The organism is Streptomyces sp. Y309, assembly GCF_056712025.1.
In genome coordinates this window covers 7,498,985-7,521,901 of record NZ_CM160048.1, presented here as the reverse complement: position 1 = coordinate 7,521,901, position 22,917 = coordinate 7,498,985, and the positions used below count along the sequence as shown (strand labels likewise).

22 protein-coding genes are annotated in these 22,917 nt (G+C 69.8%); 2 read left to right on the top strand and 20 right to left on the bottom strand.

The genetic code is table 11. The annotated features are described in order from the left end of the window. Positions 1 to 460 precede the first annotated feature (460 nt). The 12 genes from AC0KTA_RS31255 to AC0KTA_RS31200 all read right to left on the bottom strand — a co-directional run bounded on the left by AC0KTA_RS31255 (position 461) and on the right by AC0KTA_RS31200 (position 12,889). Entirely contained in the window at positions 461 to 3,271 is a 2,811-nt protein-coding gene (locus AC0KTA_RS31255) for a DEAD/DEAH box helicase (RefSeq protein ID WP_481051553.1), read from the bottom strand. A gap of 124 nt (positions 3,272 to 3,395) precedes the next feature. Next, positions 3,396 to 4,286, bottom strand: a complete 891-nt coding sequence (locus AC0KTA_RS31250; protein WP_481051552.1) for a diacylglycerol kinase — start codon at positions 4,284 to 4,286, stop codon at positions 3,396 to 3,398. Between the two features lie 108 nt (positions 4,287 to 4,394). Further along, the gene (tatC, locus tag AC0KTA_RS31245) at positions 4,395 to 5,297 is read right to left on the bottom strand and encodes a twin-arginine translocase subunit TatC (protein ID WP_481056631.1); all 903 of its coding nucleotides are present in this window, start codon (positions 5,295 to 5,297) and stop codon (positions 4,395 to 4,397) included. Between the two features lie 92 nt (positions 5,298 to 5,389). Further along, positions 5,390 to 5,683: a Sec-independent protein translocase subunit TatA gene (gene tatA / locus AC0KTA_RS31240; protein ID WP_481051551.1), complete on the bottom strand. Its 294-nt coding sequence runs from the start codon at positions 5,681 to 5,683 to the stop codon at positions 5,390 to 5,392. 263 nt (positions 5,684 to 5,946) lie between these two features. After that, a complete protein-coding gene (locus tag AC0KTA_RS31235) occupies positions 5,947 to 6,144 on the bottom strand; it encodes a hypothetical protein (protein ID WP_481051550.1) in 198 nt (65 codons plus the stop codon). Between the two features lie 9 nt (positions 6,145 to 6,153). Then, positions 6,154 to 6,399 carry a hypothetical protein gene (locus AC0KTA_RS31230; protein ID WP_481051549.1) on the bottom strand — a complete coding sequence of 82 codons (246 nt, stop codon included), beginning with the start codon at positions 6,397 to 6,399 and terminating at the stop codon, positions 6,154 to 6,156. 23 nt (positions 6,400 to 6,422) lie between these two features. Then, on the bottom strand, positions 6,423 to 7,424 hold the full coding sequence (locus AC0KTA_RS31225) for a helix-turn-helix transcriptional regulator (protein WP_481051548.1): 1,002 nt from the start codon (positions 7,422 to 7,424) through the stop codon (positions 6,423 to 6,425). Between the two features lie 17 nt (positions 7,425 to 7,441). After that, positions 7,442 to 8,458, bottom strand: a complete 1,017-nt coding sequence (locus AC0KTA_RS31220; protein ID WP_481051547.1) for a helix-turn-helix transcriptional regulator — start codon at positions 8,456 to 8,458, stop codon at positions 7,442 to 7,444. Positions 8,459 to 8,614: 156 nt separating this feature from the next. After that, entirely contained in the window at positions 8,615 to 8,989 is a 375-nt protein-coding gene (locus tag AC0KTA_RS31215) for an FKBP-type peptidyl-prolyl cis-trans isomerase (protein ID WP_481051546.1), read from the bottom strand. A gap of 63 nt (positions 8,990 to 9,052) precedes the next feature. Next, positions 9,053 to 10,048, bottom strand: a complete 996-nt coding sequence (locus tag AC0KTA_RS31210; protein WP_481051545.1) for an FKBP-type peptidyl-prolyl cis-trans isomerase — start codon at positions 10,046 to 10,048, stop codon at positions 9,053 to 9,055. A 183-nt stretch (positions 10,049 to 10,231) separates the two neighbouring features. After that, positions 10,232 to 11,593 (bottom strand): Pup--protein ligase, encoded by a 1,362-nt coding sequence (gene pafA, locus AC0KTA_RS31205; RefSeq protein ID WP_481051544.1) that lies wholly within the window; start codon positions 11,591 to 11,593, stop codon positions 10,232 to 10,234. 9 nt (positions 11,594 to 11,602) lie between these two features. Then, positions 11,603 to 12,889, bottom strand: a complete 1,287-nt coding sequence (locus AC0KTA_RS31200; protein WP_481051543.1) for an MFS transporter — start codon at positions 12,887 to 12,889, stop codon at positions 11,603 to 11,605. A gap of 189 nt (positions 12,890 to 13,078) precedes the next feature. Here AC0KTA_RS31200 and AC0KTA_RS31195 point away from each other — a divergent pair, with 189 nt between their 5' ends. Continuing rightward, the gene (locus tag AC0KTA_RS31195) at positions 13,079 to 14,113 is read left to right on the top strand and encodes a LacI family DNA-binding transcriptional regulator (protein ID WP_481051542.1); all 1,035 of its coding nucleotides are present in this window, start codon (positions 13,079 to 13,081) and stop codon (positions 14,111 to 14,113) included. Positions 14,114 to 14,177: 64 nt separating this feature from the next. Here the strand turns inward: AC0KTA_RS31195 and prcA are convergent, their stop codons facing one another. From prcA to arc, 6 genes are all read right to left on the bottom strand, one after another. Continuing rightward, complete coding sequence (gene prcA / locus AC0KTA_RS31190; protein WP_481051541.1) at positions 14,178 to 15,083, bottom strand: proteasome subunit alpha; 906 nt, start codon at positions 15,081 to 15,083, stop codon at positions 14,178 to 14,180. 49 nt (positions 15,084 to 15,132) lie between these two features. After that, the gene (gene prcB / locus AC0KTA_RS31185) at positions 15,133 to 15,978 is read right to left on the bottom strand and encodes a proteasome subunit beta (protein ID WP_481051540.1); all 846 of its coding nucleotides are present in this window, start codon (positions 15,976 to 15,978) and stop codon (positions 15,133 to 15,135) included. Continuing rightward, entirely contained in the window at positions 15,930 to 16,535 is a 606-nt protein-coding gene (locus tag AC0KTA_RS31180; protein WP_481051539.1) for an endonuclease VII domain-containing protein, read from the bottom strand. The genes prcB and AC0KTA_RS31180 overlap by 49 nt, the downstream gene beginning before the upstream one ends. A gap of 5 nt (positions 16,536 to 16,540) precedes the next feature. Next, on the bottom strand, positions 16,541 to 16,759 hold the full coding sequence (locus AC0KTA_RS31175; RefSeq protein WP_011027899.1) for a ubiquitin-like protein Pup: 219 nt from the start codon (positions 16,757 to 16,759) through the stop codon (positions 16,541 to 16,543). A 131-nt stretch (positions 16,760 to 16,890) separates the two neighbouring features. Then, positions 16,891 to 18,402, bottom strand: coding sequence for a depupylase/deamidase Dop (gene dop, locus AC0KTA_RS31170; protein ID WP_481051538.1), 1,512 nt, complete (start codon positions 18,400 to 18,402; stop codon positions 16,891 to 16,893). Positions 18,403 to 18,661: 259 nt separating this feature from the next. Then, complete coding sequence (arc, locus tag AC0KTA_RS31165) at positions 18,662 to 20,428, bottom strand: proteasome ATPase (protein WP_481051537.1); 1,767 nt, start codon at positions 20,426 to 20,428, stop codon at positions 18,662 to 18,664. Positions 20,429 to 20,682: 254 nt separating this feature from the next. Here arc and AC0KTA_RS31160 point away from each other — a divergent pair, with 254 nt between their 5' ends. Then, entirely contained in the window at positions 20,683 to 20,997 is a 315-nt protein-coding gene (locus tag AC0KTA_RS31160) for a ferredoxin (protein WP_481051536.1), read from the top strand. Between the two features lie 127 nt (positions 20,998 to 21,124). On the opposite strand, the gene AC0KTA_RS31155 is transcribed toward AC0KTA_RS31160, so the two are convergent. Next, positions 21,125 to 21,712, bottom strand: a complete 588-nt coding sequence (locus tag AC0KTA_RS31155) for a hypothetical protein (RefSeq protein ID WP_481051535.1) — start codon at positions 21,710 to 21,712, stop codon at positions 21,125 to 21,127. A gap of 219 nt (positions 21,713 to 21,931) precedes the next feature. Beyond that, positions 21,932 to 22,834: a tRNA (adenine-N1)-methyltransferase gene (locus tag AC0KTA_RS31150; RefSeq protein WP_190118966.1), complete on the bottom strand. Its 903-nt coding sequence runs from the start codon at positions 22,832 to 22,834 to the stop codon at positions 21,932 to 21,934. Between the last annotated feature and the right edge of the window lie 83 nt (positions 22,835 to 22,917).

Sequence of the window (22,917 nt, the reverse complement as noted above, 5' to 3'; positions counted from 1 at the left end):
CACTCGTCTTGGGGGAGGAAGTTGGGGACGTCGGTTACGTGGGGGATGTGGGGGATGTGAGTAACGCTGAAGAACAGAACGGGGGTGACTCTGGAAACGCATGTACTGGATGTGGTGGTACGAGGGGTTCGCCGGGGGTTCGCCCCGCGCGAAGAAAACGAACTATCGAATATCCGGGAACAAGCGCGCGAATCTGTCGCAACTCGTTCAACTCGCCGCGCTCCGGGCGAGCTTAGTCCGCTCGCATCACGCTGGAGTCATATTCGGCAACCCTCTGCGAGGGCCCGCCGAGAGGCCTACACTCTGCTCCATTTGCACGTGTGGCGACCGCCTGACCTCATGGAGTCACCGAGGTGGCGCGTTTCAGCCAGAGCGTCGCCCTGGTGGGGGACACCGGATCCGGGTACGGCAGCGGCCCCCGCCGGTTCACCCGACGGGGGCCACTTGATCGCCGTGTACGTCAGCCCACCGAGCTGTACGCCACCACTCCGTGCAGGAGTTGGTCCACGGCCTTGCGCGCGTTCTTCCCGACCGTGCTGCCCTCGCGCGGTGCCGCCGCCGAGATCTGCCCGAGCACGTCGATGACCTGCTTGCACCAGCGCACGAAGTCCCCGGCCGGCATCTCCGCCTCGCGCAGCACCTCGTCGAGGCCGCTGCCGCCCGCCCACATGTACGCCGCCCAGGCGAAGTTCAGGTCGGGCTCACGCTGCCCGACGCCCTCCGTCTGACTGATCCGGAATTCCTCCTCCAAGGCGTCCAGACGCCCCCAGATGCGCACCATCTCACCGAGCGCCGCCTTGGCCCTGCCGGAGGGCAGCTTGGGCGCGAGCGCGTCGTCGCCGACCCGGGCCTCGTACACCAACGCCGAGACGCACGCGGCCAGTTCGGCGGGCGACAGGCCCTCCCACACGCCCGCGCGCAGGCATTCGCTCGCCAGCAGGTCCAACTCGCCGTAGAGCCGGGCGAGGCGCCTGCCGTGCTCGGTGACCTCGTCGCCGCGCAGATAGTCGAGCTCGGTGAGGAGCGCGACGATGCGGTCGAAGGTGCGGGCGATGGTGTTCGTACGCCCCTCGATGCGGCGCTCCAGCTGCGCGGTGTCGCGCAGCAGCCGGTGATAGCGCTCGGCCCAGCGGGCGTGGTCCTCGCGCTCGTCGCAGCCGTGGCACGGGTGGGCCCGCAACTCGGCGCGCAGGCGGGCGATCTCGCGGTCGTCGGCGGCCACCGAGCGGCCCTTGCGGTGCCGCTCGGGCACGATGTGCCCGGCCTTGGTGCGCAGCGCGGAGGCGAGGTCGCGGCGCGACTGGGGCGAGCGCGCGTTGAACGACTTCGGGATGCGCATCCGCTCCACGGCCTCGACGGGCACCGGGAAGTCCATCGACGCGAGCCGCTTGACCTGCCGCTCGGCGGTGAGCACCAGCGGGCGCGGGCCGTCCTGGTGCTCGAAGCCGCGGTGGCCGTTGGCGCGGCCCGCGGGCAGCCCGGGGTCGAGCACCAGCGCGAGGCCCGCGTACTTGCCGGTGGGCACGTGGATCACGTCGCCCGGCTTGAGCTTCTCCAGGGCGGCCGCGGCGGCGACCCGGCGCTGGACGGCGCCCTGCTTGGCGAGCTCGGTCTCCCGGTCCTTGAGCTCGCGGCGCAGCCGCGCGTACTCCTCGAAGTCACCCAAGTGGCAGGTCATGGAGGCCTTGTAGCCCTCAAGACCTTCCTCGTTCTTCTGCACCTGCCGGGAGATCCCGACGACCGACTTGTCGGCCTGGAACTGCGCGAAGGACGTCTCCAGGAGCTCGCGCGAGCGGTGCCGGCCGAACTGCTCGACCAGGTTCACCGCCATGTTGTACGACGGCTTGAAGCTGGAGCGGAGCGGATATGTGCGGGTGCCCGCGAGGCCCGCCAGGTGCTCGGGGCTCATGGCGCGCTGCCACAGCACGACCGCGTGACCCTCGACGTCGATGCCGCGGCGGCCGGCGCGGCCGGTCAGCTGGGTGTACTCGCCGGGGGTGATGTCGGCGTGCTGTTCGCCGTTCCACTTCACGAGCTTTTCGAGGACCACGCTGCGCGCGGGCATGTTGATGCCGAGCGCCAGCGTCTCGGTGGCGAAGACGGCCTTCACCAGGCCGCGCACGAACAGCTCCTCCACGACCTCCTTGAAGGTCGGCAGCATGCCCGCGTGGTGGGCGGCGATGCCGCGCTCCAGGCCCTCCAGCCATTCGTAGTAGCCGAGGACGTGGAGGTCCTCGTTCGGGATGGAGGCCGTGCGCTCCTCGACGAGTTCGCGGACCCGCAGGCGCGCCTCGTCGTCGTTCAGGCGCAGGCCCGCGTACAGGCACTGCTGGACGGCGGCCTCGCAGCCGGCGCGGCTGAAGATGAACGTGATGGCGGGCAGGAGCCCTTCGGCGTCCAGGCACTCGATGACTTCGGGGCGGCCCGGCGTCCAGATCCGCGACCGCGATCTGCGCTCCCGCTCGCGGTCGGCCTCGCGGACCATCTTGCCCTTGCGGCGATCCCGAGGGTTGTACGAACGGCTGGCCTCCAGGCGGGCCATCCGCGTCAGGTCCGGGTTGACCGTCTTCTTGCGGCCCTCGCCCTCCTCGAAGAGGTCGTACATCCGGCGGCCCGCGAGCACGTGCTGGAACAGCGGCACGGGGCGGTGCTCGGAAACGATCACTTCGGTGTGACCGCGGACCGTGTCGAGCCAGTCCCCGAACTCCTCCGCGTTCGACACAGTGGCCGAGAGGGAGACGAGTGTGACCGACTCCGGGAGGTGAATGATCACTTCCTCCCAGACGGCGCCGCGGAAGCGGTCCGAGAGGTAGTGCACCTCGTCCATCACCGCATAGCCGAGGCCGAGCAGGGACTGCGAGCCCGAATACAGCATGTTCCGCAGGACCTCGGTGGTCATCACGACGATCGGCGCCTCGGAGTTGACGCTGTTGTCGCCGGTGAGCAGGCCGACCTGGTCCGCTCCATAGCGCTTGGCCAGGTCGGCGTACTTCTGGTTGGAGAGCGCCTTGATCGGCGTGGTGTAGAAACACTTCTTGCCCTGCTGGAGGGCAAGGTGCACGGCGAACTCGCCGACGATCGTCTTGCCGGAGCCCGTGGGGGCGGCCACGAGCACGCCCTTGCCGGATTCGAGCGCCTGGCACGCCTCGATCTGGAAGGGGTCGAGGCCGAATTCGTACATCTCGCGGAAGTCCGCGAGCGCGGTGGCCTGCTCGGCAGCACGCTGACGCGCTGCCGCATACCGCTCGGCCGGTGAGAGGTCCTCTGTCATCGTGCTTTCGAGCCTACCGGCCGCCACTGACAACGGACGATCTTTATCGGGACCGAGGAGAAATCGCAGGTCACGGGCGTGCGGGCGGGTGGGACGCCGCCGCGGACGCGGAGGCGGGGCCGCGTCAGGGCCCGAGGATCCGCACCGCCCCCGGCACACACCGCGCGGTGAGCGGCAGCTCCCCCAGCCGTTCGCCGTCCGCGTATCCGGCGGTCCCGGGCGCCGCGAGCTCCACCTGCGCCGCCCGGTGCACGGTGACCTTCGGGTGGTCCAGGTGCGTGCCCTTGTAGACCCGCGGAAAGACCTTGAGCAGCGTGGTCCGGCTGCAGTCGCCGACCACCGTGACGTCGAAGAGCCCGTCGCTCATGTCGGCCCCGGCGCAGATCTTCATGCCGCCGCCGTACGACGACCCGTTGCCGATCGCGACCAGCGTCGCCTCGACCTCGCGCGCGTAGCCGCCGTCCAGCGTGATGCGGTACGGGACCGGCTTGAACGCGGCCAGCTCCGCGAGCATCGCGAGGTCGTACTTGAAGCGTCCGCTGGGCCAGCGCATGCGGTTGCCGCGGTCGTTGACCCGCGAGTCGAAGCCGGAGGCGAGCACCGTCCCGAACCAGGTGGCGCCGACCCGCCCCAGGTCGATGTCCCGTATCCGCGTCTCCTTCAGTGCGGCGGCCACGACGGCCCCCGCGGCGGCGGGCTCCCGCACGGGCAGGCCGAGGGCCCGCGCGAAGTCGTTGCCGGTGCCCACGGCGATCACGCCGAGCGGGGTTCGGGTGCCGGCGACGGCCTGCAGGGCGAGGCTCGCCATGCCGTCGCCGCCGACGGCTATGAGTGCTCCGGTGCCGCCGTCGACGGCGGCACGGGCCCGGCGCAGCGCGTCCCCGGCGTCCTCGCCGATGACGGTGCGTACGGAGAATCCGGCGGCGCGCAGGGCGGCGGCGGCCGGCTGGGCGGCGTGCGCGCCGCGGCCTCGGCCCGCCGTGGGATTGACGAAGAGAGTGATCTCGCTGGTCACGGGCGGACCCTACAAGGCGGTGCGGCGCGGCAACCAGTCGCGGGCCCGGTGCGGGCCCGCGCGGCGGGGAGCCTCAGAGGTGTCCCGGGGGGGTGGCTCGGGCCGGGCTCAGGTGACGTCGTCGTACCCGTTGTACCGGGAGGTGCGGGCCTCGGAGCCGCTGCCGTTGGGCTGTTCCGGGAGCGCCTTGGACGCGGGGACCGCCTCGATCTCGTCGACCGGGTCCGGGGTGAGGTCGAGGTCGGAGGCCTCGTCGTCGTCGAGTTCCGCGTCCGGGTCCGCGCGGCGGCGGCGCTTGTCGTTCAGCATCGAGAAGCCGACGGCGAGGAAGTAGAGGACGACGATGGGTCCGGCGAGCGCCAGCATGCCGACGGGGTCGGTCGTGGGCGTCGCGACCGCGCCGAAGACGAAGACGCCCATCACGACGCCGCGCCACCAGCCGAGCATGCGGCGTCCGGTGACCATGCCCGTCATGTTGAGCATCACGAGCAGCAGGGGCAGTTCGAAGGAGGCGCCGAAGACGAGGACCATCCGGACGCTGAAGTCGAGGATCTTGTCCATCGGCAGGATGTTCTCGGAGCCCTCGGGCGTGATGCCGAGGAGCACGCGAATGCTGATGGGCATGATTTCGTACGCGAGCCAGGCGCCGCCGAAGAACAGCGGCACGGCAGCAGCCACGAAGGCATACGTGTACTTGCGCTCGTGCTTGTGCAGTCCGGGCGCGACGAACGCCCAGAGCTGGTAGAGCCAGACGGGGCTGGCCACGACGATGCCGACCATGAGCGACACCTTCACCGTGGTGGTGAAGGGCGAGAGCAGGTCCATGTACGCGACCTTGGCGCAGACGCCGCCCGTGGTGGACTGCCCCTCCTCGCAGCGCGGCACCGGGTCGGCGAGGAACCTCATCAGCTCTTCGCTGTAGAACGCGGCGACGATCGAGACGATCGCGATCGCCAGCATTCCCTTCGCGAGCCGGTTGCGGAGCTCACGCAAATGGTCCGCGAGCGGCATCCGCCCCTCGGGGTCCCTCTCCTTGCGGGCAGACTTGAGCAACCCACGTCCTCATCTCGTGCGGCAGGCCGGCCGTCGCAACCGGCCTTGGATCAGCGCTTCGTCGTCTGGTCGGTCGGCTCGGTGACGGGACGGGAGCTGGTCACGTCGCCGGGGGCGGCCTGGATGGTGCGCTGCTGCGGAGCGGACTGGTCGGTGGGCGCGGGCGGGTCGGCCGGGGCCTCCTCGTCCTTCTTGCCGTCCGACTTCATCGCCTTGGCCTCGCTCTTGAGGATCCGAGCCGACTTGCCGAGGGACCGGGCCATGTCCGGCAGCTTCTTCGCGCCGAAGAGCAGGACCAGGATGACGAGGATCAGGATGATCTCGGTGGGGCCGAGCCTACCCATAGCTGTCTACCTTCTTCACCGAGGCGTCAGATTTCGGGACCGGCTGTCGGACAGTCGTCCGACCACCGGGCTTGGCAGCGATCGTAACCCCCTGGAGTAAACGCAGGGCAATCCCCGTGCATACTCGCAGTTGCGGCCCGCGCCTCACATTTCGGGCCGCTTCAGCAGCGTACCCGCCTGATAAGGGGAGTTGACAGGCCGCACCGCGCCACGCGCCGCGAGCGATCGGACGTCATCGCCCGGCGCCGGCCGGAAGGCGCCGCTCAGCCGAGGTCCTGACCCGCCCGGGCGACCCCGGCCGCCGCCTTCTCCAGATCCTCGGCGGCGCGGTTGATCTGCCGTGTGGTCTCGGTCACTTGGCGGCCGAGCCGCTGGGCCTCCACGAAGACCTTGATCGCGAACACACTCAGCACGGCGAGACCGAAGAACCCCGCGCCCACCGCCAGCATCGCCCAGAACATGTGCCGAGCCTAGACGGTCGAGTGCAGCCGCAGTGTCCGCACCCCGCCCCCGGTGAGGAGTTCGACGATGCGCTCACCGGCGGGCTTGCGCACGGCGTTGCCGCACTCCGGGCAGGTGAAGGAGTAGAAGGTGGTGCGCCGGCTGGCGCCGATGGCCAACCGCAGCGCCCCGGCGGACAGTTCGAAGCGTGCGCGGCAGTCGGGGCAGGCGGCCTTGAAGAGGACCGCGGCCACTGAGTGGGACGAACGGGGCATCAGTGACATACTGGGCAAACTCCTCAGCTCTGTTCTCCCGGCACCGCGGGGCCGTCCTCGTACGTCTCCGCCGTCACCCCGTCGTACGCCGCCAGCGCCTCCCGTGCCGCGCGGCGGGCGCTGTCCGCCAGGTCCTGGGGCGACACGATGTGGCCGTCGCGGCCCAGGCGCAGCGCGAGACGGCGCAGGAGGGCGGGTTCGGGGGTGCGCAGCGTGATGCGCAGGCCGCCCTCGGGGAGCTCTTCCGCGCTGTCGTGCGGGTAGTACTCGGCGACCCAGCGGCCGCCGGGGCCGACCTCCACCACGACCTCGGGGTCCTCGGCGGCGGGCTGCACCAGGCCCGCGGAGAGGTCCCGCAGCTCGACCTCGGGCGGCGCGGACGGCTCGTCCAGGATCTTGATCTCGGCGACCCGGTCGAGCCGGAAGGTGCGGCGCGCCTCGGAGCGGCGGCACCACGCCTCCACATAGGTGTGGCCGACGCTGACCAGCCGGATCGGGTCGATCTCGCGCTCGGTGACCTGGTCACGGGCCGGTGAGTAGTAACGGATCCAGAGTCTGCGCCGCTCGGAGATGGCGCGGTCCACATCGGCGAAGACGCCGCCCTCGGACTCGAAGGTGACCGAGAGCCGCGAGCTGGCGCCGGCCGCCTCCCCCGCGGCCTCCTCCAGCTTCGCCGTCGCGCGCAGCAGCGCGAGCCGGTCGCTCTCGCGCAGTCCCGGCAGCGTGGACACCGCGCGGGCGGCCACGAGCAGCGCCGTGGCCTCGTCCGCTGCGAGCCTGAGCGGCTCCGCGACGTCGTCCGGGTTGTGCCACCAGATCCGGTCGCCGTCGGTGTCGATGTCCAGCAGGTCACCGCCGCGGAAGCTCGTCCCGCACAGCGGCAGCACGTCCAGGTCGGAGATCAGCTCGTCCTGGCTGATGCCGAAGGCCCGCGCGACGTCATCGACGCGGGCACCCGGCCGCTCGCGCAGATACGTCACCAGGGACAGCATGCGCCTGGTCTGGTCGATGGCGTTCGTGGCCATTGCTTGTTCCGTCCCCCTCAGCCCTTGGCCACGGCGCGCAGCCGGTCCACGACATCGGCCCGCAGCTCGGCGGGCTCCAGGACCACCACGTCGGGCCCGAACTCCACCAGCCAGGCGTCGAGCCCGTGCCCGTACGGAATCTCCAACTCGTCCCAGCCCCCGCCGAGTTCCCGGGAGCCGACGGCCTTCGCGCGCAGCGGATAACCGGCGCCCGCGCGCAGCCGGATCAGGGCGGTGCGGTCCGCGCTCTCCCCCGCCCAGCTCGCCACGGTCTCGCGCACCGTGACCACGTCGGGCACCTCGGCCCGGAACTTCCCCGCGCGCGAGCGGACCTTGCCGGTGATCCGGGAGAGCCGGAAGACCCGCTCGGCCTCGCGGTCGCGGTCCCAGCCCGCCAGATACCAGTGGCCGCGCCAGCACTCCAGGGCCCACGGCTCGACATGGCGCGGCTCGGGGCGCGCGGCGGTGGCCTTGCGGTAATCGAAGACGACGGGGCGCCGGTCGCGGCAGGCGAGCATCAGCGGCTCGAACGACGCCTCGTGCACGGGGATGCGCGGCTCCAGGGCGCCGTGCGCCTCGTACGGGTCGACGTCCTCGGGCAGTCCGGCGGCGCGCAGCTTCTGCAGCGCGCCGCTCGCGGCGCCCGCGAGCCGGGCCTGCTGCCAGACCTTCGCGGCCAGGCCGAGCGCGGCCGCCTCCTCGGCGTCCAGCGTGATGGGCGGGAGGCGGTTGCTGTCGCGGCGGGCAAGATAGCCGACCTCGCCGTCCAGGTTCTCCACCGTCTCGATGACCAGGCCCAGTTCGCGCAGGTCGTCCTTGTCGCGCTCGAACATGCGGTTGAAGGAGTCCTCGGACCCGGTCGACGCCCCGGAGAGCGCGCCCCGGCCCGGCCCGAAGGCCGCACCCGGGCCCGGCCCGAAGGCCTCGACGTACGCCTCGATGGACTCGCGCAGCTCCCGCTTGCTGAGCGGCCGCCTCGTCCCGAGCAGACACAGCGCCAGATTCATCAGCCGCTCGGCCTTGGCAATGGCCATCGACGCCCTTTCTCTCTCCCGATCGACGACCGTACCGCTACGGGGTGTCGTGGCAAAAGCCGGAGGCAAGCGGAGGCAAGCGGGAGGGCCCACGCCAGAGCAGGCATGGGCCCTCACCGGACACATCCGGTCGGACGCGGACGCGCCCGGGGTGGCTCAGACGGAGACCAGGTCGCAGACGAAGATCAGGGTCTCGCCCGGGGCGATGCGGCCGCCACCGGCACCGCGCTCGCCGTACGCCAGGTGCGGCGGGATGGTCAGCTTGCGGCGGCCGCCGACCTTCATGCCCTGCACGCCCTGGTCCCAGCCGGAGATGACCTGGCCGGCGCCGAGCTGGAACTCCAGCGGGTTGCCGCGGTTCCAGGAGGCGTCGAACTCCTCGCCGGAGGAGAAGGACACTCCCACGTAGTGGACCTTGACGAAGTCGCCCGCCTTCGCCACGGCGCCGTCGCCCTCCCAGATGTCCTCGATCTCAAGGGCGGAGGGGGCCGGACCGTCGGGGAAGTCGATCTCGGGCTTGTCGATACTCACGAATAACTCCTGCTCATGTGCGTGATGGGCAACCGGGACAGTCTCGCATCCATCCCGCGCGGGTCACATCTTGGCGAGGATGTCCACGGAGAAGACCAGCGTGGAGTCCTTCTTGATGGGGCTGCCCTGCGGCGGCTTGTCGCCATACCCCTCCTTGGGGGGCACGACCACCAGGACGCGGCTGCCGACCTTCTTGCCCTTCAGGCCCTCGCGCCAGCCGGGGATGACCTGCGCGAGCTGGAACTGCGCGAGCTGACCGCTCTTGTACGAGGAGTCGAACTCCTTGCCGTCCGCCCACAGCACGCCCTCGTACTGGCAGAGGAGCGTGTCGCTCTCCTTGACCTCGTCGCCGTCGCCCTCGATGACGTACGCCGCGGCGACCTTCTTCGGGGCGTCCTTCTTCGGCACGTCGATCTTGGGGGCCTTGCCGTCGGTGTTCGTCCCGATCTTCGGCAGGTCCATGTTGTCCTGGGCGACGTCCTTGCCCTTGGCGGAGCTCGTCTTGCTGTACGTGTTCACGATGTCGACGACGAACACCAGGGTGTCCGTGCCCTTGATGCCGGCCTGCTTGTTGCCCTGCTTGCCATAGCCCAGCTCCGGCGGGATGGCGAGCTCGACGCGGCTGTCGATCTTCTTGCCGACCAGCGCCTGGTCCCAGCCCGGGATGACCTGGCCGACGCCGATCGGGAAGATCGTCGGAGCCTTGCGGTCGTACGAATTGTCGAAGACCTTGGCCGTGTCCCAGATCTGCCCGAGATAGTGGGCCTGGAGATAGTCGCCCTTGGCGACCTCGGCGCCCTTGCCCGCGATGAGGGTCTTCACGGCGAGGTCGGACGACGGCTTGCCGGAGCCCTTGGCGACCGTGGGCTTCTCGCCGAACTTCGTGCCCTTGGTCACGGCGGGCACGGGTCCGTCGACGATCTTCGCCTTCGGCGGCGTGGAATTCGACGGGGACGGGCTGTCCTTGGACTTCGCCTTGTCGGACTTGTCGTCGTCGCCGCATCCGGCCAGGGTCAGCAGGCCGGCCGGAACGGCCAGAAGAAGTGAGCGTCGGCGCACGGTGGGGGCCTCGTATCGATCGATCTTGTGGTTGGCGTGCGCGCAACTCTACGCAGTGAGAAGGGCGCCGTACGAGGAACGTACGGCGCCCCGCGTTGCGTTCCCGCAACGCCCCGGCGTCTCACCGGCCACAAACCGCTCTCTCACCGACCACGATTCGGTCATCCGGCGGCCGGCCGCCGCTCACATTCCGGCGATCAGCTTCTCCACCCGGTCGTCGACGGAACGGAACGGGTCCTTGCACAACACGGTGCGCTGCGCCTGGTCGTTCAGCTTGAGGTGCACCCAGTCCACCGTGAAGTCCCGCCGCTGCTCCTGGGCACGGCGGATGAAGTCGCCGCGCAGCCGCGCCCGGGTGGTCTGCGGCGGCACCGACTTGCCCTCGAAGATCTTCAAGTCGTTGCAGATCCGGGCGGCTTGGCCCTTCTTCTCCAGGAGGTAGTAGAGACCCCGGCGGCGGTGGATGTCGTGGTACGCGAGGTCTATCTGCGCGACCCGCGGGTGCGACATCGTCATGTTGTTCTTGGCGCGATACCGCTCGATGAGCTTGTACTTCATCACCCAGTCGATCTCGGTGGCGATGCGGTCCAGGTCTTCGGTCTCGATCGCGTCGAGCGCCCGGCCCCAGAGCTCGAGGACCTGCTCGACGGTGCCGGTGCGGATGCCGCGGCGGTCGACGAAGTCGACCGCCTTCTCGTAGTACTCCCGCTGCACCTCGAGGGCGGAGGCCTCCCGGCCGCTGGCCAGGCGGACCTTGCGGCGGCCCGTGATGTCGTGGCTGACCTCGCGGATGGCCCGGATCGGGTTCTCCAGCGTCAGATCCCGCATCACCGTGCCCGCTTCGATCATCCGCAGCACGAGATCGGTCGCGCCGACCTTCAGGAGCATGGTCGTCTCGGACATGTTCGAGTCACCGACGATCACATGCAGCCGGCGATAGCGCTCGGCGTCCGCGTGCGGTTCGTCACGCGTATTGATGATCGGCCGCGAGCGTGTCGTCGCCGACGAGACGCCCTCCCAGATGTGCTCCGCGCGCTGGCTCACGCAGTACACCGCGCCGCGCGGGGTCTGCAGCACCTTGCCGGCGCCGCACAGCAACTGACGGGTGACGAGGAACGGAATGAGGATGTCCGCGAGACGCGAGAACTCCCCGTGCCGGGCCACGAGATAGTTCTCGTGGCAACCATAGGAGTTTCCCGCCGAGTCGGTGTTGTTCTTGAAGAGATAGACGTCGCCCGCGATTCCCTCCTCGTGCAGGCGGCGCTCGGCGTCGACGAGCAGGCCTTCCAGAATGCGCTCGCCGGCCTTGTCGTGGGTCACCAGCTCGGTCACGTTGTCACACTCGGGTGTCGCGTATTCCGGGTGTGAGCCCACGTCGAGATACAGGCGGGCGCCGTTCCGCAGAAAGACGTTGCTGCTGCGGCCCCATGACACAACACGGCGGAAGAGGTAGCGCGCCACTTCGTCAGGCGACAGACGGCGCTGTCCCCTGAACGTGCACGTGACGCCGTACTCGTTCTCCAGCCCGAAAATGCGGCGGTCCATGCCTGAACATTACGCCCGATGCCCCGCACTGAAACCGGGTTCGGCGGCACCGTTTCGATCAGTTTCCGATGAACACTCAACAGTCCCGCCCATGTCAGCACCCGCGCCGGCGCCCGTGTCGGCACCCGCGGCGAGCACGCGCCCCGTGGCGAGCAGCACGACGAGCGCCGCCGCGCCCGCGAACCCGGGCACCGCGAACCCCCACACCGTCCCGCCCCACTCAACGACCGGACCCGCCCCGGCCGTTCCGAGCGAGGAACCGACCATGAACGTGGTCACCAGCCAGGAGAACGCCTCCGTCACCGTGCCCCGCGGAGCGTGCCGGTCGACGACGATGAACGCGCACGCCAGGGACGGCGCGAGGAACAGCCCCGCGATCCCCGCGAGCACCGTCATCGCGACCGCGCCCGGCGTGAGCGTCAACGGCAGGTAGCAGACGGCGAGCAGCGCCACGAGCACCGTCAGCCGCTTCTCCGGCACCCCGGCCCACTGCCGCGCCCCGTACAGCACGCCGCCGACCAGGCCGCCGAGCCCCAGTGCCGCGATGAGCCACCCGTACACGGTGTCGCCGCCGTGCCCGTCCGCGTACGACACACCGGCGACGTTGATGGAGCCGATCGCCACCCCGACGAACAGATACACCCCGAGGAGCACGAGCAGGCCCGGGGACCGCAGCGCCCCCAGCCAGTGCGCCTCGCGCGCCTGCGAACGCCACTGGCGCGAGGGCTTGGACAGCACCACCGACAGGGCGCCGAGCACCCCGACCACGTTGACGACGAGCAGGGCCGCGCGCTCCGACCACAGCGCCACACACCCGGTGACGAGCAACGGCCCGACGGTGAACATGACTTCCTGGGCCACCGCGTCCATGGCGTACGCGGTGTGCACCTGCTTCTCGCCGCGCAGGACGTTCGGCCACAGCGCGCGCAGGCCGCCCTCCAGGGGCGGCGTGGACAGGCCCGCGACGGCCACCGCGCCGTACGCGAGGGCCACCGAGTCCGGGCCCGTGCAGGCCAGCGCCACCATGGCCAGGGCGGACACCACGGCGGCGGGCAGCTGCACGCGCGGCTGGCCGTAGAGGTCCACGAGCCGGCCGAGCAGCGGCTGGCCGACGGCGTTGGCCACGCCGTACACGGCGGCGAGCGCCCCGGCCAGGCTGTACGAGCCGCCCTCGGCCCGCACGAACAGCACGACGGCGATCGGTGCCGTCGCGTTCGGCAGGCGGCCCACGAGCGTGCCCACAAGCAGCCGCGTCGCGTACCGCGCACGCAGGATCTCGCCGTATCCGGAAGCCATCAGTGAGCCTCTCCTCGCCCCGCCCGCGCGCCGCCGCGCCTCACGTTGTACGTATAACGCCGCGGGTCATACGTACCATGTGCGCTGTCCACCCGTCCATCGGTCCACGGGGCCGACCCGCCCCACAGGGCCCACCTCGGACCACCGCCCCGGCCACCCACCGGGGCCCACAGCGAGCAGGAGGCGTCCGTGGCCGGACCCCAGCACGAGACCTCGGCCCCCCGCCCCACCAGCCGCGACGTCGCCCGTGCCGCCGGCGTCTCGCAGGCCACCGTCTCCCTCGTGCTCGGCGACAAGTGGCAGGGCCGCGTCGCCGAGCGCACCGCCGAGCGCGTCCGCGCCGCCGCCCGGGAGCTCGGCTACCGCCCGAACCTCGCCGCCCGCAACCTCCGCCTCGGCCGCACCCGCACCGCCCTCCTCGTCGTCCCCGAGCTCACCAACGAGTTCTTCGCCCGCGTGCACACCGGCGCCGCCCGCGTCGCCGCCCGGCACGGCTTCGGCGTCGTCCTCTACCCCACCCCGGACCTCACCGCCCCGGCCCGCGACCCCTTCGACTCCGCCCGCGCCTCCCTCGACGGCGTCCTGGCCTCCTCCATGGCCTCCGAAGCCCTCGCGACGATCCGCGGCGACGAACTCCCCCTCGTCATGCTCGACAGCGACCCCGCGCACAGCCTCGGCGCCGCCACCGTCAACCTCGACATCGCCGACGGCATGCGCCAGGCCGCGGAACATCTGCTCTCCCTCGGCCACCGCGACCTCCTGCACCTGGCCGCGGACATCAGCTCCTGGACCTTCGACGTGCGCCGCAATGCCCTCGCCGCCGCGCTGGCTGGCACCGGCGCGACCGTACGCACCGCCAGGGCCGCCCTCGCCGTCGACGACGCGCGCACCGCCACGGAAGCCGCGCTCACCGCGCCGGGGCCCCGCCCCACCGCCGTCATCTGCGACGACGACGTGCTCTCCGCGGGCGCCTGCAAGGCCGCGCGCCGACTCGGCCTGCACGTGCCCGACGACCTCAGCGTGACCGGCTTCGACGACCTCACCCTCGCCACCGCCGTCGAACCGGAACTCACCACCGTCGCCCTGCCCGCCGAACGCTTCGGCGAACAGGGCATGGCCACCCTCATCGCCGTCCTCGGCGGCCACACCCCCGAGCCCGAACCGCTGCCCGTGCGCCTCGTCGTCCGCGGCTCGACAGCACAGAGCCCCGCGTCCCGGCGCTGAACGCCGGGACGCGGGGCCACGCAGGCACCGACCTGCTCCGTACGGGAGCCAGGCCGCTCCTGGACTACTTCTCCTTGTCGGACGAACCCTTGCCGGGCTCATCCTTGCCGGACGAACCCTTACCGGGCTCATCCTTACCGGGCGCATCCTTGCCGGAGGCACCAGAACCCGAACCGGAATCCGAGCCCGAACCGGCAGCGGAGTCCGCGTCTGCGCCGGAGCCGGTGTCCGGCTCCGCGCCGTCCTCCGCGTCCTCGGCGTCCGCCGCGCTGTCCCCACCGAGGAGCCGCTCCAACTGGCGGCCCACGATCCGCTTGAACTTCCGCTGCTGCGGCCGCGTCCGGTCCAGGACCGCCACCTCCAGGCGCTCCGCGGGGATCTCCCGCTCGCTGCCGTTGGTGTCCCGCGACAGCGCCTGCACCGCGAGCTTCAGCGCCTCGGCGAGCGTCATGCCGTCACGGTGGCGCTGATCGAGATAGGTGCTGATCTGTTCCGCGTTGCCGCCCACCGCGACCGAGCCGTGCTCGTCCACGATGGAACCGTCGTGCGGCAGCCGGTAGATCTGGTCTCCGTCGGGCGTCGTGCCGACCTCGGCCACGACCAGCTCGACCTCGTAGGGCTTCTCCGCGTTGCTGGAGAAAATCGTGCCCAGCGTCTGCGCGTACACATTCGCCAGGCCACGGGCCGTGACGTCGTCACGGTCGTACGTATACCCCCGCAGATCCGCATATCGGACGCCGCCAATACGGAGGTTCTCGTACTCGTTGTACTTACCGGCCGCGGCGAAACCGATCCGGTCATAGATCTCGCTGAACTTGTGCAGCGCTCGGGACGGGTTCTCACCGACGAACACAATGCCATCGGCGTACTGCAGCACGACCAGACTGCGACCGCGGGCGATGCCCTTCCGGGCATATTCCGCCCGGTCGGCCATGGCCTGCTGGGGTGAGACATAGAACGGCGTCGACACCGGCTATCCGTCCCTTTCTGTCAAAAATTCCACAACAACAACGGGGCACTCAGAGCAGCGCGGCCCGCGGGCCGTCCGGCTGCTCAAGACGCCGCGCCAGAATCGAGCGGGCGATCTCGGAGGACTCCTCCTCCGTCAGCCTCCGGAAACCCTCCTCGGAGATCACCGTGACAATCGGATAGATCCGCCGGGCGACATCGGGACCACCCGTCGCCGAGTCGTCGTCCGCGGCGTCGTACAGCGCCTGCACGACGAGCGTCGTCGCCTGCTCCTCCGTCAGGTCGTCGCGGTACAGCTTCTTCATCGCTCCGCGCGCGAACACCGAGCCGGAGCCCGTCGCCGCGAAGCCCTGCTCCTCGCTGCGGCCACCCGTCACGTCGTACGAGAAGATGCGGCCCTTGGCGCGGTCCACGTCGTACCCCGCGAAGAGCGGGACCACCGCGAGGCCCTGCATCGCCATGCCCAGATTCGACCGGATCATCGTCGACAGGCGGTTGGCCTTGCCCTCCAGGGAGAGCGTCGCCCCCTCGACCTTCTCGAAATGCTCCAGCTCCAGCTGGAAGAGCTTCACCATCTCGACGGCGAGACCGGCCGTGCCGGCGATGCCGACCGCCGAATACTCGTCGGCGGGAAAGACCTTCTCGATGTCACGCTGCGCGATGACATTGCCCATCGTCGCCCGCCGGTCCCCGGCGAGCACCACGCCACCGGGATACGTCGTCGCGACGATGGTCGTGCCGTGCGGCGCCTCGATCACACCCTGGGTCGGGGGCAACTGCCGGTTGCCGGGCAGCATGTCCGGCTGATGCCCGGAGAGGAAGTCCATGAACGAGGATGATCCGGGAGTCAGGAAGGCAGCCGGTAGACGCCCGGTGCTACGAGTGTTGGCTTCCACGCGTTTCCTTCCAAGTAGCTGATGGCCCGACGGAGGGTGTCGGGATCATCTCCCAACTTGCCGATGGCCGAATTGCAGTTGAAGCACAGTACGCCACGGACCCTACCCGTCTCGTGACAGTGATCCACATGCGCGGGCGGGGCCTTGAGACAGATCACGCAGACCCCCATCTGGGAGGCGATCATCTCGTCACGCTCGGCTTCGGTGAGGCCGTACTGCCGCTTGAGGTGGCCCTCTCGGCCCTGGATGGCCCGGCATGCCTTGCAGCGCGTCGACAGCCCGTCGGAGGCGGTCGCGTTGCGGTACCACTCGCTGTGAGGCTTGATCTCATTGCATGTCCGGCAGAGCTTGTGGCCAGGAGGCACGTCCACCTTCTCCCTGACCGGCTTGCCGACTGCGGCTCTGCGACGCCGATAGTGCGTGGAACTGTATTCCGCCACACACTCCCGGCATCGTGTTTGGAGACCGTCACGCCGATTCTTGTCGCGGGCGAACGAAGCAGTCGGCAGTATTCGCTTGCAGCCTGCGCATTGCTTCTCGACCGAAGAACCGGACATTTCGGTTATTCTCCGCCTTTCTGCACGAAACTCCGCACGAAGTCCTCGGCATTCTCCTCGAGTACGTCGTCGATTTCATCCAGAACCGAGTCCACGTCGTCGCTCAGCTTCTCCTGGCGCTCCTTGAGGTCTTCCGAAGCCTGCGCGTCCTGCGCCTGCTCCTCGACCTCCTCGGTGGAGCGCGTCGCCTTCTGCTGTCCGCCGCCGGTGTCCTTGGTCGCCATCTAGCTCACCCCGCTCGGTTCGACGTTTCTTGATCAGACCTTACAAGCCGGGTCTGACATCGGCCCCGCACTTCTTCAACGTGCGGGGCCCACCTCTGTGATTCCCCGGCCGTCGGGCTTTCAGCCGCCTTTCAGCCCCCGGACAGCACTCGGACCAGATCCTCCGCCGTGCGGCACCGGTCGAGCAGTTCCTTGACGTGATTACGCGTTCCGCGTAGCGGCTCCAGGGTCGGGACGCGCTGGAGCGAGTCCCGTCCGGGCAGGTCGAAGATGACCGAATCCCACGAGGCCGCGGCGACGTCGTCGGCGTACTGCTCCAGGCAGCGGCCGCGGAAGTAGGCGCGGGTGTCCTCGGGGGGCTTGGTGCGGGCCCGCTCGACGTCGCCCTCGTCGAGGAGGCGCTTGATCTTGCCGCGGGCCGCGAGGCGGTTGTAGAGGCCCTTCTCCGGGCGTACGTCCGCGTACTGGAGGTCCACGAGGTGCAGGCGCGCGGCGTCCCAGTCGAGGCTGTCGCGGCGGCGGTAGCCCTCCATGAGCTCTCGCTTGGCGACCCAGTCGAGCTCTCCGGAGAGGCTCATCGGGTTGTTCTCGAGCCGGTTGAGGACGTCTTCCCAACGGGTGAGGACGTCCTTGGTCTGGTCGTCGGCGTCCGCGCCGTACCGCTCCTCGACGTATTTGCGGGCCAGCTCGAAGTACTCCATCTGGAGTTGGACCGCGGTGAGTGTGCGGCCGCTACGCAGTGTGACCAGGCGCTGCAGGGTCGGGTCGTGCGAGACCTGGTGGAGGGTGCGGACGGGCTGGTCGACGGCCAGGTCGACCGCGATGAAGCCGTCCTCGATCATGGCGAGGACCAGCGAGGTGGTGCCGAGTTTCAGATAGGTGGAGATCTCCGAGAGGTTCGCGTCGCCGATGATCACGTGCAGGCGGCGGTACTTCTCGGCGTCGGCGTGCGGCTCGTCCCGGGTGTTGATGATGGGCCGCTTGAGGGTGGTCTCCAGGCCGACCTCGACCTCGAAGTAGTCCGCGCGCTGGCTGAGCTGGAAGCCGTGCTCGTGGCCGTCCTGGCCGATGCCGACGCGGCCGGCGCCGGCGAAGACCTGCCGGGAGATGAAGAAGGGCGTGAGGTGGCGCACGATGTCCGAGAAGGGGGTCTCCCGCTTCATCAGGTAGTTCTCGTGCGTGCCGTAGGAGGCGCCCTTGTTGTCGGTGTTGTTCTTGTAGAGGTGGATCGGCTGGGCGCCGGGGAGCGCCGCGGCCCGCTCGGCGGCCTCGGCCATGATCCGCTCGCCGGCCTTGTCCCAGAGGACGGCGTCGCGGGGGTTGGTGACCTCCGGCGCGCTGTACTCGGGGTGTGCGTGGTCCACGTAGAGGCGTGCCCCGTTGGTGAGGATCACGTTGGCGAGGCCGATGTCCTCGTCGGTGAGCTGGCTGGCGTCGGCGGCTTCGCGGGCGAGGTCGAAGCCCCGCGCGTCCCGCAGCGGGTTCTCCTCCTCGAAGTCCCAGCGGGCGCGTCGCGCCCGGTGCATCGCCGCGGCGTAGGCGTTGACGATCTGGGACGAGGTGAGCATGGCATTGGCGTTGGGGTGGCCGGGGACGGAGATGCCGTACTCCGTCTCGATGCCCATTACTCGCCGTACGGTCATGCGGCCCTCCTTGCCCGGCGGCGCCCTCGGTCGGGGGCACCGCTCAAGTACCGCTGGTTCTCCGGTGCGTGTGCGGTGCCCGTCCCCGCACTGCGCGACTCGGCGGTACGGAAGAGCCTAGAACGCCTTTGCGCTGGTGGGGAGATCATTTCCTGCTTTGCTCTCGCTGGGTTGGTGACGCGGCTGCGAGGCGCCCGCGACCGGCGGAAAACAGTCGGCTGCGGGTACCCGTGGAGGGCACCCGCAGCCGCCCTGTCGCCTACAGGTACTGACCGGTGTTGGCCACCGTGTCGATGGAGCGTCCGGTGTCGGCGCCCTGCTTTCCGGTGACGAGCGTGCGGATGTATACGATCCGTTCGCCCTTCTTTCCGGAGATTCGGGCCCAGTCGTCCGGGTTGGTGGTGTTGGGCAGGTCCTCGTTCTCCTTGAACTCGTCGATGCAAGCCTGGAGGAGGTGGGAGACCCTGAGGCCCTTCTGGTTCTGCTCGAGGAAGGCCTTGATGGCCATCTTCTTGGCGCGGCCGACGATGTTCTCGATCATGGCGCCGGAGTTGAAGTCCTTGAAGTAGAGGACTTCCTTGTCGCCGTTGGCGTACGTGACTTCGAGGAAGCGGTTCTCCTCGGATTCGGCGTACATCTGCTCGACGACGGACTGGATCATGGCGTGCACCGTGGCGCCCTTGTCGCTGCTGTGTTCGGCGAGGTCGTCGGCGTGCAGCGGCAGGCGCTCGGTCAGGTACTTGGCGAAGATGTCCTTGGCCGCCTCGGCGTCCGGGCGCTCGATCTTGATCTTCACGTCGAGGCGTCCGGGCCGCAGAATGGCTGGATCGATCATGTCCTCGCGGTTGGAGGCGCCGATGACGATGACGTTCTCCAGGCCTTCCACGCCGTCGATCTCGGCGAGCAGCTGGGGGACGATGGTGTTCTCCACGTCCGAGCTGACGCCGCTGCCGCGGGTGCGGAAGAGGGATTCCATCTCGTCGAAGAAGACGATGACGGGGGTGCCCTCGCTCGCCTTCTCGCGTGCGCGCTGGAAGACCAGGCGGATGTGGCGCTCGGTCTCGCCGACGTACTTGTTGAGGAGCTCGGGGCCCTTGATGTTGAGGAAGAAGCTCTTCCCCGCGGGCTGCCCGGTGACCTCGGCGACCTTCTTGGCAAGGGAGTTGGCGACGGCCTTCGCGATCAGTGTCTTGCCGCAGCCGGGCGGGCCGTAGAGGAGGACGCCCTTGGGCGGCCGCAGTTCGTGCTCCTTGAAGAGGTCGGGGTAGAGATAGGGGAGCTCGACCGCGTCGCGGATCATCTCGATCTGGCCGCCGAGGCCGCCGATCTTGTCGTAACTGATGTCCGGGACCTCTTCGAGGACCAGTTCCTCCACTTCGCTCTTCGGTACGACCTCGTAGACGTAGCCGGAGCGGGGTTCGAGCAGGAGGGCGTCTCCGGGGCGGATGGTGACGTCCAGGAGTGGCTCGGCGAGCCTCACCACCCGTTCCTCGTCGGTGTGCCCGATCACCAGGGCGCGTTCGCCGTCCTCGAGGATCTCCTTGAGGGTGACGATGTCTCCGACGCTCTCGTACTCCATGGCCTCGACCACGTTGAGCGCTTCGTTGAGCATGACTTCCTGGCCGCGCCTGAGGTCGTCGAGTTCGACGCTCGGGCTGACGTTCACACGGAGCTTGCGGCCGCCGGTGAAGATGTCGGCGGTGCCGTCCTCGTTCGCCGTGAGGAAGACTCCGAAGCCGGCCGGCGGCTGCGCGAGCCGGTCGACCTCTTCCTTGAGGGCCACGATCTGGTCGCGGGCCTCGCGGAGCGTGTTCGCGAGCCGTTCGTTCTGTGCGGATACGCCTGCCAGGTTGGTCTGCAGCTCGACGATCCGCTCTTCGAGAATCCTCGTATGACGCGGAGAGTCGGCGAGCTTGCGTCGCAGGACGGCGATTTCCTGCTCGAGATAGGCAACCTGACCGGCTGGGTCTTCAGACCCTCGCCCCGGCCGGATGCCGCGGTTGATGTCGTCGTCGTGGGCTGCCACGGTCCTCACCTCCTCCAAGGGGAGCTGGACGCTTCCTGACCCTACCTGGGTGGGTGCTGATTGAAACCCCTAGATCACAAAGACGGTGGGGGTGTGTCCGATCTTCACCCTTGCGCTCTCCCTCACGCCAGGGGAATACCCACCCAACAACATCGGAAAGCTGCCGGTTGTAGGGTCGAACTGTTCAACACCCGTCAGGGCTGGCCGGACTTGCAGCAAAGTCCGCCCTGCTCGACGCAGTTTCGGCAGGAGAGATGACCGTGCAGCACGAGGCGGAGAGCCCCGGCGAAAGCCATGATCTGCTCGAGGTCTGGATCGATCAGGACCTGTGTACCGGCGACGGCATCTGTGCCCAGTACGCGCCCGAGGTCTTCGAGCTGGACATCGACGGCCTGGCCTATGTGAAGAGCGCGGACGACGAGCTGCTGCAGGCGCCCGGGGCGACAACGCCCGTGCCGCTGCCGCTTCTCCGCGATGTCACGGACTCCGCGAAGGAGTGCCCGGGTGACTGTATTCACGTACGTCGAGTTTCGGACAGGGTGGAGGTCTACGGACCCGACGCAGAGTGACCGAATAGTGTCGCTGAGTGAGCGAAGTGGGGCCCGTGGTTACCGTCCGAAGGTAACCACGGGCCCCACTTGGTGTCTGCGGAGACCTCGCGCCGTCGCGTGGGCGGCGCGTGGGGCACGCGGGGCGTCAGGCCCGGTGCGCCTCGGTGGGTGTCGAGCGGGTGAACGCGCCGTTCTCCCACCGCCACTTGACTTCCTCGCGGAGGTCGGGGCGGTAGCGGGGCACGTCGGGCGAGGAGTAGCCGAGCAGGGTCGCGGTCACGGCGCCGCCGCGTACCGCGAGGGTGTCGACCGTGCGGCGGTCCTTGGCGTCGAGGAGGGTGGCGACGACGCGCGGCTTGCCTTCCCGGGGGCGGGTGATGACGTACACGGCGTCCGGCGGGGTGCCGGAGCCGGCCTGGCAGTGCACGGCCGCCACGCTCTCGGGGCGGCCGTCGCCGTCGAGGTCGCCGGTGGCCTTCTTGGCGACGACGGGCTTCACGGGGCCGCACTCGAGCGGGTACGTGACGGCGGCCGGGTCGGGAGCGGGCGCCGGGGCGCTCCTGGGCTGCGGCTTGGGGTCGGTCTGGGCGGCGGTGGCGTGGTCGGGCTGCAGGAAGCCGGAGGCCGCGACGACGGCGGCCAGTGCGGCGGCGGTGGCCACCCAGTGGATGGGGCGGGTGGCCCACGGCCGGTCCGCCGTGTGGGCCAGTTCCGGGACGGCGGGGTGCTGCACGAGGAGCGTCTCCTGTGAGGGCTGTGCCGGTGGGGTGGGGTGGCCAGCATGGTGCCACACCTCACACCGCCGGGGAACACCGGGGTCCGGTGCGGTGACACGCGCCCAACAGGACGGCGCCGCCGCCGAGTTCCGCGTGGGTCTGCGGGAACTCGGCGGCGGCGCCGGTGCGTTGTGTGTACGCCGGGCGTACCGGGGGTGCGGCCCGGGCGTGCGGGGTCAGCGGGGGCTGCCGCCGTCGGCGTTCGGGCCGGTGTAGTCCTCGCCGTAGGCGCCCTTGGCGGGGCGGCGGCGCCGCATGGGCGGCTCGACGCCGTCCGCGAGGCGGCGGGCGGTGAGGAGGAAGCCGGTGTGGCCGATCATGCGGTGGTCCGGGCGGACGGCCAGGCCCTCGATGTGCCAGTTGCGGATCATCGATTCCCAGGCGGTCGGCTCGTTGAAGCCGCCGATCTCGCGGATCGACTCGACGGTGCGGGCGAGCTGCGTGGTCGTGGCGACGTACGCGCACAGGATGCCGCCGGGCACGAGGGCCTTGGAGACGGCCTCCAGGCACTCCCAGGGGGCCAGCATGTCGAGGATGACGCGGTCGACCTCGGTGTCGGACAGGTTGTCCTGGAGGTCGCCGACGGTGAGCTGCCAGGCGGGGTGGGGGGCGCCGAAGTAGCGCTCCACGTTCTGCTGGGCGATCTCGGCGAAGTCCTCGCGGCGCTCGTAGGAGTGCAGCATTCCGTGGTCGCCGATGGCGCGCAGCAGGAAGGCGCTGAGCGAGCCGGAGCCGACGCCCGCCTCCACGACGCGGGCGCCGGGGAAGATGTCGGCGAAGGCCAGGATCTGCCCCGCGTCCTTGGGGTAGACCACGGCGGCGCCGCGGGGCATGGACAGGACGTAGTCGGGGAGCAGGGGGCGCAGCGCGAGGTAGGCGACGTTCCCCGTGGTGCGGACAACACTGCCCTCGGGAGCACCGATCAGCTCGTCGTGCGGGAAGGAACCCTTGTGGGTGTGGAAGTTCTTCCCGGCCTCGAGCGTGAACGTGTAGTGGCGTCCCTTGGGGTCGGTGAGCTGGACCTGGTCCCCGACCTTGAAGGGCCCGCGTCGGCGGGCGGCACCGGTCGGTTCGGACATGTGACCAGCCTACCGGCCGTGGCGGGGGCCGCCGACCACCGTGCCGGGACGGGGCTCGTCGCAGCCGGTCGGGCCCGCCTCGC